Origin of the sequence: Nonomuraea harbinensis, assembly GCF_019396385.1 — a bacterium.
GTDB classification, from domain to species: Bacteria; Actinomycetota; Actinomycetes; order Streptosporangiales; family Streptosporangiaceae; genus Nonomuraea; species Nonomuraea ferruginea.
In genome coordinates, this window is sequence record NZ_JAHKRN010000101.1 from 1 (window position 1) to 9,665 (window position 9,665).

7 protein-coding genes and 1 pseudogene are annotated in these 9,665 nt (G+C 69.8%); 1 reads left to right on the forward strand and 7 read right to left on the reverse strand.

Annotation, left to right across the window (positions count from 1 at the left end):
* From KME79_RS43900 to KME79_RS43910, 3 genes and pseudogenes are all read right to left on the reverse strand, one after another.
* Nucleotides 1–190: pseudogene (locus KME79_RS43900) on the reverse strand (hypothetical protein); the annotation flags it as partial.
* Between the two features lie 179 nt (nucleotides 191–369).
* A complete protein-coding gene (locus KME79_RS43905) occupies nucleotides 370–2,802 on the reverse strand; it encodes a phosphoketolase family protein (protein ID WP_246641410.1) in 2,433 nt (810 codons plus the stop codon).
* Between the two features lie 178 nt (nucleotides 2,803–2,980).
* Nucleotides 2,981–3,418 carry a hypothetical protein gene (locus KME79_RS43910; protein WP_219552537.1) on the reverse strand — a complete coding sequence of 146 codons (438 nt, stop codon included), beginning with the start codon at nucleotides 3,416–3,418 and terminating at the stop codon, nucleotides 2,981–2,983.
* Nucleotides 3,419–3,996: 578 nt separating this feature from the next.
* Between KME79_RS43910 and KME79_RS47640 the strand changes: the two genes are divergently transcribed.
* A complete protein-coding gene (locus tag KME79_RS47640; protein WP_372452540.1) occupies nucleotides 3,997–4,281 on the forward strand; it encodes an STAS domain-containing protein in 285 nt (94 codons plus the stop codon).
* Nucleotides 4,282–4,646: 365 nt separating this feature from the next.
* On the opposite strand, the gene pflA is transcribed toward KME79_RS47640, so the two are convergent.
* From pflA to KME79_RS43935, 4 genes are all read right to left on the reverse strand, one after another.
* Nucleotides 4,647–5,372, reverse strand: a complete 726-nt coding sequence (pflA, locus tag KME79_RS43920) for a pyruvate formate-lyase-activating protein (protein WP_219552541.1) — start codon at nucleotides 5,370–5,372, stop codon at nucleotides 4,647–4,649.
* Nucleotides 5,369–7,609 (reverse strand): formate C-acetyltransferase, encoded by a 2,241-nt coding sequence (gene pflB, locus KME79_RS43925; RefSeq protein ID WP_219552543.1) that lies wholly within the window; start codon nucleotides 7,607–7,609, stop codon nucleotides 5,369–5,371. Before pflB ends, pflA begins: the two co-directional genes overlap by 4 nt.
* Nucleotides 7,610–7,988: 379 nt before the next feature.
* Nucleotides 7,989–8,630, reverse strand: a complete 642-nt coding sequence (locus KME79_RS43930) for a response regulator transcription factor (protein WP_219552545.1) — start codon at nucleotides 8,628–8,630, stop codon at nucleotides 7,989–7,991.
* A gap of 52 nt (nucleotides 8,631–8,682) precedes the next feature.
* Nucleotides 8,683–9,399 carry a CBS domain-containing protein gene (locus KME79_RS43935; protein WP_308249275.1) on the reverse strand — a complete coding sequence of 239 codons (717 nt, stop codon included), beginning with the start codon at nucleotides 9,397–9,399 and terminating at the stop codon, nucleotides 8,683–8,685.
* Nucleotides 9,400–9,665 lie beyond the last annotated feature (266 nt).

The window sequence follows — 9,665 nt, forward strand, 5'->3', positions numbered from 1 at the left end:
GGCTGCCGCCGTTGATCCACGCCCGTTCGGCGGGGGTGGCGAAACCCCAGCCGAAGGTCTTGTCCAGGAAGGCCCACAGGAACACCCAGCCGATCGAGATCCGGGCGATCGCCCACACGTAGTCGACCGGGATCTTGCGCGTGGCCTCGCCCGCGCTGGTGTACGTCACCGGCCTGTTGATGGTGGCCATGGCGGGCCTCCCTTTCCGTGGTGTCGTGTGCTGTTGTCGCACCTCCATCACATCGGTTACGGCGGCGGGTGCTCAGTGCTGGAGGACCCGATGGCTGGGGACCTTGGTCCCGCCCGCCGGGCGGGGACGATCCGGTGGCGGCATGCAGGCACCGCCGCCGGATCGCCGCCCGCCGCCGGTCAGCCCTTCTGCGCCCAGTCGCCCAGCGACCAGTCACGCACCTCGGGCATGTCTTCCAGGTGTTCGACCACGTACGCCTGATGTTCGGCGAGTTTGCGCTCGCACCAGGCCATCAGGTCGCTGGCGCCGCGCGGCAGCCGCCCGGCGTTGTTGATGGCGTCCATGACGAGGTGGTAGCGGGAGGCGCGGTTGCGCACGGTCATGTCGAAGGGGGTGGTGGTGGTCCCCTCCTCGATGAAGCCGCGGACCCTGAACCGGTCGGCGTCCGGGCGGCCGTGCACGAGCTGGTGGATGGCGCCGGGATAGCCGTGGAAGGCGAACACGACGTCGACGGTGTCGGTGAACAGCTCGGTGAACAGGGTGGCGCTCATGCCGTGCGGGTGGTCCTTGGGCCGCATCAGCGTCATCAGGTCGACGACGTTGACCACCCGGACCTTGAAGCCGGGCAGCCGCTCTTTGAGGATCTGCGCCGCCGCCACCGTCTCCATGGTCACCACGTCGCCGGCGCAGGCCAGCACGATGTCGGGGTCGCTGGCGCCGTCGTCGGTGCCGGCCCACTCCCAGATGCCGGCGCCGCGGGCGCAGTGCTCGATGGCCTCATCGATGCCGAGCCACTGCAGCTGCGGCTGCTTGTCGATGACGATGAGGTTGATGTACGAGCGCGAGCGCAGGCAGTGGTCGGCCACCGACAGCAGGCAGTTGGCGTCCGGCGGCAGGTAGACGCGGGCGATGTCGCCGCGCTGGGTCAGCAAGACCTGGATGAGGCCGGGCCCCTGGTGGGAGAAGCCGTTGTGGTCGTTGCGCCAGGCGGTCGAGGTCAGCAGCACGTTCAGGCTGGGCACCTTGGCCCGCCAGGGCAGCCGGCCGGCCTCTTGCAGCCATTTGCCGTGCTGCACCGTCTGGGAGGCGCTGACCATCGCGAACGCCTCGTAGGTGGCGAACATGCCGTGCCGTCCGGTCAGCGTGTAACCCTCCAGCCAGCCGTGGCAGTTGTGCTCCGAGAGCACCTCCATGACCCGCCCGTCGCGGCTGATCGCCACGTCGTCGCCGGTGACGCGTTCGGCGAAGGCGCGGTCGGAGACCTCGAACACGGCGCCGAGCCGGTTGCTGTTGGTCTCGTCCGGGCAGAACAGGCGAAAGGTGCCGGGATTGTCGCGGTAGACGTCCCGCAGCAGCTCGCCGAGCCGCCGGGTCGACTCGGCACGCGACTGTGCCGGGCGCGGCACCTCGACGGCGTAGTCGCGAAAGTCGGGCAGGGCGAGGTCACGCGTCAGCAGGCCGCCGTTGGCGTGCGGGCTGGCGCTCATCCGCAGATCGCCCTCCGGCACCACAGCGCGCACCGCTTCGGTGGGCGCGCCGGTGGAGTCGAACAGCTCCTGCGGCCGGTACGAGCGCAGCCAGCTCTCCAGGATCGCCAGGTGCTCGGGGTTGTCGCGCACGCCCGACAGCGGCACCTGGTGCGAGCGCCAGGTGCCCACCATCTGCACGCCGTCCACCTGCTCCGGGCCGGTCCAGCCCTTCGGCGAGCGCAGCACGATCAGCGGCCACCGCGGCCGGGTGCCGTCCCATCCGCCCGTGCGGGCCAGATGCTGGATGGCGCGGATGCGGGCCCACGCCTCGGCCAGCGTCGCCGCGAAGCGCTGGTGCATGCCCGGCAGGTCCGAGCCCTCCACTTCCAGTACCTGGTAGCCGTGGCCCTCCAGCAGCCGGCGCACCTCGTCGGGATCCTTGCGGGACAGCACCGTCGGGCCGGCGATCTTGGCGCCGTTGAGGTGCAGGACCGGCAGGACGGCGCCGTCGCGCTCAGGGTTGAGGAACGACACGCCCTTCCACGATCCCTCCAGCGGCCCCGTCTCGGCCTCGCCGTCGCCCACCACCGCGACCGCCAGTAGGTCGGGGTTGTCCATCACCGCGCCGAAGGCGTGCACCAGCACGTACCCGAGCTCGCCGCCCTCGTGGATCGAGCCCGGCGTGGTCACCGAGACGTGACTGGGGATGCCGCCCGGGCTGGAGAACTGCCGGAACAGCCGCAGCATGCCGGCCTCGTCCCGGCTGACGTGCGGGTAGATCTCGCTGTAGGTGCCCTCCAGGTATCCGGCGGCCACCAGCGCGGGCCCGCCGTGCCCGGGCCCGGCGAGGTAGATCGCCTGCTGTCCGGTGTGGCGGATGAGCCGGGACAGGTGGGCGTAGATCAGCGACAGGCCGGGGCTGGTGCCCCAGTGGCCCAGCAGTCGCGGCTTGATGTGCCGCGGCGCCAGCGGCTCTCTTAACAGCGGATTGCCCTGCAGGTAGATCTGCCCGACGGTGAGATAGTTGTTGGCCTGCCACCAGGCGTCCAGTTGGTCGACCTCCTCGGCCCCGGGAGAGGCCAGCCTTCGGAGCAGGTCCTCCTCGACGGCTTGGCGGACCTGTTCATCCGAAACTGCGGTCATGAGCGTGTTTCCCTTCTCAGGTGTGGTGCGGTAGTGCCTGAGGTGCGGTTGTGATTCCTGCCCCAGGGGTGCGTGAGGGGAACTGTCCAGAGGATCATGCGCAGGGTCGGTTTCCTGCTTGCGCGCGTGGTGCCGTCACGCCTCCGTCCGCGTCACCGCCGCAAGGCGGCGCCGTCGCCTAGCGTCGTCCGGCCGCGTACCTGACCAGGCTGGCCAGATGTGCGATCGCCGCGATGGCGGTGAGGGCGATGGCCACGATCGCCACCGTGCGCACGACGGTCGCCCAGTCGACGGCCGGGTGGTCGAAAGCGACCGGGAAGACCGCCAGGAAACGGGCCAGCGCGGCCAGGCCGATCAGCGTGACTACGAGGTCGCCGGCCGGCCTGGCCCAGCGCGGGTCGCGAACCAGCAGGATCATGTTGGTGAGGAGCGCGACGATCAGCGAGAGGTTGACCAGCGGCAGCACCCGCACCGTCTCCGGTGTGAGGAAGGGCACCGCTTGCCAGCCGGGGTGAGCGTTGACCCCGTACAGCAGGGTCGCGTTGACGACTGCGGCGATGGTGTAGCCGGTGCGACGGGCGACTGCCGGACGGCGTGACGGCGCATGCGTGTGCATCTCGAACCTCCGGTGCTTCACGAAGCCGGTTGATCCGTTGCCACGCTATGGCCGCTGCCTGTCTTCAGGCAGGGGCGAAGGTATGGGCGGAACGGGCCAGAAGGCCTTCGCCTGCAGGTGCGGCATGCAGATGGCGGTCTGCTGAGGGCGAGCACACAGATCACGCTGGTCGTGGTGGCCGGCGATCGTGTTCGCCGGCCCATGAGCGCCTGCCTGGGCGCGCCGGGGTCCACCCTGGCCTTGCCCCCGTGCCTTTCAGGTTGCCCGAGGCGCCGACACAAGACCCGCTACTCGGGCTGGCACCGTGAAGCGTTCTGGTCGACGGCCGGGGCGCCGGCTGTCGGTATGCCGAGCTGCAGGTGCTCAGCCGTCTCGGGTGCGGCCGGTCCGAAAGGTAGCGGACGACCGTGCCTGCCCGACCATGAGCCGGGCCTGTCCGCAGAGGGATGCAGCAGCCGTCGAAGTGGGCATCATCGCAGGTGAACACATATGGTGAGGGCCAGAGGCCGCGTATCGGATCGGGTGAGTGGCTATGGCTTTGTCTACGCTGATGGCCCAGCATGACGATTGTCTGACGGCTGGCGGGCGAGCTGGATTTCCTCGCAGCTCCCGGCTTGCTGGCGGCGGTGAGCGCCGCCCTGCCCGTGAAGTCGCCCCGTCTGGTCCTGGATGTGGGCGGCGTGACGTTGTGCGACTCGCTGGGGCTGGAAGCACTGCTGGACGTGCAGCGCACGGCCTCAAGCAGGGGCGGCAGCATGGAAACTGGCGCACGTGAACGGCAAGCTTCTTCGTGTTCTCGGTCTGGCGGGGCTGGATCACGCATTCATGATCGTGCAATGCAGCCCGCGCACGGGTGCGGGTAGGACGCAGGTGTGGTGCCGTCTGATCCCTGAGGAGTCGAAGCCCGGCAGGATCAGACAGCACCGGTGCAGGAGACCCCCTCCGTATCTCCCTGCCCTTCCTTCCTATCAGTAGTAGATCCATTACACAACGTGGTTCGCGAAATGTGCAAGCAAGGACAGCGTCCCCACATGCGTCGCGCGACGATGCCACCGACTGCCGCCGAAGACTCTGAGCACGAACGTCGTGTGCACCCGCCACGCGTTGTCGCCGTCCGCCCGGTGAACCACCTCCTCGCCGACGGGCGGACCGTCATCCGTGCTGATCTCCTCCAAGCTTGCGCGTCCGGTGACCGCAGTGACCTCCGGCTTCAGCAAGGCGGCAAACCTCAAACGCTGGTGACGCCGTGGGCGCGGAACTGGGCGTGCACGCGATCCAGCAGCTCCTGGTTGGGTGGGGCGACGCCGGTGAGAGGAAAACGCAGCCCGAGCCGTTCGTACTTGCCGGTGGCCATGCGGTGGAAGGGCAGCACGTCGACCCGTTCGACGTTGCCCAGGCCCGCCACGAAGCGGGCCAGGGCATCCACGTTGTCCGGCGCGTCGGTGAGCCCGGGGACCAGCACGAACCGCACCCAGGTGGGCCGGCCCAGCTCGGCGAGGCGCCGGGCGAAGCGCAGGGTGGGCTGGACGGGCCCGCCGGTGAGCCGGCGGTAGGTGGCCGGGTCGTAGGACTTGATGTCCAGCAGGACCAGGTCGGTGTCGGCGAGCAGCGCGTCAGGGGCGCGGCCGCCGAGCAGGCCGGAGGTGTCCAGGGCGGTGTGCAGGCCGCTGTCGTGGCAGCGGCGCAGCAGGTCGGCGGTGAAGCGCGGCTGCAGCAGCGGCTCGCCGCCGCTGAGCGTCACTCCGCCGCCCGCCACGGAGATGAAGCGGCGGTACTTGCCGATCTCGGCCATGATCTCACCGGTGGTGACCTGGCGGCCGTCACGCATCCGCCAGGTCTCCGGGTTCTGGCAGTACTGGCAGCGCAGCGGGCAGCCGGCGGTGAAGACGACGAAGCGGGTGCCGGGCCCGTCCACGCCGACTGACAGGTCCCAGGAGCTGACGCGGCCGTTCATATCGAGCCGTGGAAGGTGCGGTTGACGACGTCGCGCTGCTGGTCGGGGGTGAGGCGGACGAAGTTGACCGCGTAGCCGGAGACGCGGACGGTCAGCTGCGGGTAACGGTCGGGGTGCTCCATGGCGTCCAGCAGGACGGCGCGGGTGAGCACGTTGACGTTCATGTGGAAGCCGCCGGCGTCGAAGTAGCCGTCCAGCACGCCGACCAGGTTCGCGATGCGCTCTTCGCAGGTACGGCCGAGGCCGTCGGGGGTGACGGTGTTGGTCAGGGAGATGCCGTCGAGCGCCTGGTCGTAGGGGAGCTTGGCGACCGACAGGGCAGAGACGATCATGCCGTGGCGGTCGCGGCCGTTCATCGGGTTGGCGCCCGGGGCGAACGGCTCGCCGGCGCGGCGGCCGTCGGGGGTGTTGCCGGTGTGCTTGCCGTAGACCACGTTGGAGGTGATCGTCAGGACGGACTGGGTGTGCTCGGCGTCGCGGTAGCTGCGATGCTCCCGGATCTTGGCCAGGAACGAGCGGACCAGCTCGACGGCGATGGCGTCGGCCCTGTCGTCGTTGTTGCCGTAGGCGGGGTAGTCGCCTTCGACGACGTAGTCGACCGCCAGTCCGCTCTGGTCGCGGATCACCCTGACGCGGGCGTGCCGGATCGCCGACAGGCTGTCGGCGGCGACCGACAGGCCGGCGATGCCGCAGGCCAGGGTGCGCTTGACGGGGTGGTCGTGCAGGGCCATCTCAAGACGCTCGTAGGCGTACTTGTCGTGCATGTAGTGGATGATGTTGAGCGCGTTGACGTAGGTGCGGGCCAGCCAGTCCATCATCCGCTCCAGCGCCTTGGTCACCTCCTCGTAGTCGAGCACGTCGCCGGTCAGCGGCGGGTGGGCCGGGCCGACCTGGGCGCCGGTGACCTCGTCCCGGCCGCCGTTGATGGCATACAGGAGCGTCTTGGCCAAATTGACGCGGGCGCCGAAGAACTGCATCTGGCGGCCGACCGGCGCGGCGGAGACGCAGCAGGCGATGGCGGTGTCGTCGCCGGTGCGCGGCCGCATCAGCTCGTCGCTCTCGTACTGCAGGGCGCTGGTGTCGATGGACAGGGCGGCGCAGAAGCGTTTGAACGGCTCGGGCACGCGCGGCGACCACAAGACGGTCAGGTTGGGCTCCGGCGCGGGGCCCAGGTTGCGCAGCGTCTGCAGGTAGCGGAAGCTCGTGCGGGTGACCAGAGGGCGGCCGTCTTGCCCGAGGCCGCCGATGGACTCGGTCACCCAGGTGGGGTCGCCGGAAAAGAGCTGGTCGTATTCGGGGGTGCGCAGGAAGCGGACGAGGCGCAGCTTGATCACGAAGTCGTCGACGAGCTCCTGCGCCCGCTCTTGCGTGATGCGGCCCTCGGCGAGGTCGCGCTCCAGGTAGATGTCCAGGAAGGTGGAGGTGCGGCCCAGCGACATGGCCGCGCCGTTCTGCTCCTTGATCGCCGCCAGGTAGGCGAAGTACAGCCACTGGAGCGCCTCGCGGGCGGTGGCGGCCGGGCGGGAGATGTCGTGACCGTAGGAGGCGGCCATCTCCTTCAGCTCGTCCAGCGCCCGCAGCTGCTCCGACAGCTCCTCCCGGTCGCGGATGACGGCGTCGGTGGCCTCGGCGTCGTCCAGAGCGCGCAACTCGGCGCGTTTGGCCTCGATGAGCCGGTCCACGCCGTAGAGGGCGACGCGGCGGTAGTCGCCGATGATGCGGCCGCGGCCGTAGGCGTCGGGCAAGCCGGTGATGACCCCGGAGCGGCGGGCGGCCAGGATCTCGGGGGTGTAGGCGTCGAACACGCCGTCGTTGTGAGTCTTGCGGTACTTGGTGAAGATCTCCTTGACGGCCGGGTCGAGCTGGTAGCCATAGGCGGCCAGGCCGTGCTCCACCATGCGCAGCCCGCCCGCCGGCATGATCGCGCGTTTGAGCGGCGCGTCGGTCTGCAACCCGACGATCAGCTCGCGGTCCCGGTCGATGTAGCCGGGAGCGTGCGCGGTGATGGACGACGGGGTCACCGGGTCCACGTCGTGGACACCGCGCCGCCGCTCCTGCGGGAACAGAGCACTCACCTTCGCCCACACGGCCCGGGTGCGCTCGGTGGGACCGGACAGGAAGCCCGCGTCGCCGGCGTAGGGGGTGTAGTTGGCCTGGATGAAGGCACGGACATCCACTTGGTCCCGCCATGCCGTGCCCTGAAAGCCGCGCCAGGCCTCGAACGCGATCGCCGTCATGGTTCCCCCTTCGTGTTGGATGTCCGCTTTCACCCTCGCTGATCTGTGCCGCGATCACGGCGGTCGAAGGGCACCGCCCGAGGGGACCAAGGTCACCCAGAGGAGGAGCGTCAGCCGTTCATCAGCGTCGACGCAGGGCAGGCCACAATGGGTGGGGCATCCTCGCGGGGGATGACCCGCTGCCCGGTGCCGGTCGGGCCCGCCCCGTCCCGGCCCTCATGGCCTGCAACGGCGACAAGCTGCTCGCCGACGCCACCACCTCGAGTCGGGGCTCACCGCGATGCTCCGCCGTCGTTGAAGTGGCCGTCACCGGCGGGCCCGCAAGCCCTGCACGTCTTCCCACACACCGGTCAGCGCCAGACGGGCGGCGAGCGCCGGGTCATTCCCGGCGCTGGGCGCGCAAGCGCGCGGCCAGCGCGGCAGCCTGGGTACGGCGCAGCATGTCGAGCTTGGACAGCAGGTTCGACACATAGTTCTTCACGGTCTTCTCGGCCAGGAACATGCGCTCGCCGATCTGCCGATTGGTCAGCCCCTCGCCGATCAGGTCGAGAATCTGCCGCTCCTGATCGGCGAGCGCGGCCAGCGGGTCCTTCCTGGCGGCCTGGTCGCGCAGCCGTTGCAGCATGGCCGCGGTGGTCTGGGGATCGAGCAGCGACTGGCCGGCAGCGACCGTGCGCACCGCGCCCACCAGATCAGAGCCGTGAATCTGCTTGAGCACGTAACCGGCGGCGCCGGCCATCACCGCGTCGAACAGCGCCTCGTCGTCGGCGAACGAGGTCAGCATCAGGCACGCCAGGTTCGGCAGCGTGGAACGCACCTGGCGGCACACGTCCACGCCGTTGCCGTCGGGCAGCCGCACGTCCAGCACCGCGACATCCGGCATCAGCGCCGGGATGCGCGCCAGGGCCGACTCCGCGGTGCCCGCCTCGCCGATCACCTCGATGTCGTCCTCGGAGTCCAGCAGCGCGGCCACACCCCGCCGCACCACTTCATGATCGTCGAGGAGGAACACGCGAATCATGCTCCGACGCTACCCAACCCCCCGCACCGGCGACCGGGCGGTCTGCTCACCTTCAAGGCCGATCCCAGGAGTAGGGCAGCTCAAGAATGTCGTCGCGCCGCCAGACGAGGTCCTCGCGGACGTCCACCACCCCGCCGAGGCTCTCGGCGGCGCGCACGGCGGCATGGGCCTGACTGCGCCGGTCGGTGTATCCGGACAGAGTGACGATGCCGTGATGCACCTGCACCAGGACTCCGTCGCGGTCGTTCCACCGGTCCTGCGCGGGGATGCCCGCGACCACGAGCCGCCGGGTCTCCTCATCGTCGCGCAGGTACACCCCGAGCAGGTCGCGTCTGCTGACCACGCCTTCCAGCCGGCCGTCCTCGTCGACGACGATCAGCCGCTTGACACCGTGCTCGTCCATCAGGCGCGCCGCCCGGACCGTTGAGGCGTGCGCGGCGACCGTCACCGCGGGCGCCGTCATCAAAGCCGCGGCGGTGCCCGCCGCCGCCTTCGCGCCGCCGCCCCCGCCTGGCATCGTCAGCCTCCGCCGCAGCCGCGCCCGCAACGAGGGCCGGTAGCTGTCTCCCGGGTACTGCTCGCGACCTTCCTCCTTGCGCATCAAGTCTCCCTCGGAGACCACGCCGACGACCCGGCCGCCGGCCTCCACCACCGGCACGGCACTGACGCCATGCCTCACCAGCACCCGGGCGACCTCCTTGAACGGCAGGTCCGGCCCGACCGCGACCACCTGCTTGGTCATGACGTCGTTCACCGTGATCCGCATCATGATCCTCCTTCGCTCTCCTCTGCCATGACACCCTTCCCGCGGCGCCTGGCGTAGGGGCCGAAGCCCTTCAGGCCACGGCCGTTGGTCGCGACCATTGCCGTGGGCCGCCGGGGATCGAATCCTTCGGGCGGCAGGCCGCCTAGTACTCCAGTGACACTTCGCGATCTTGAGACGTTGGGGTCACATGGCAACGGCCACCGCGTGATCATTCGAGTTTGTGAGGACTACAAAAGATCGTGCGGTGGCCGCGAGCCACAGCGTAAACC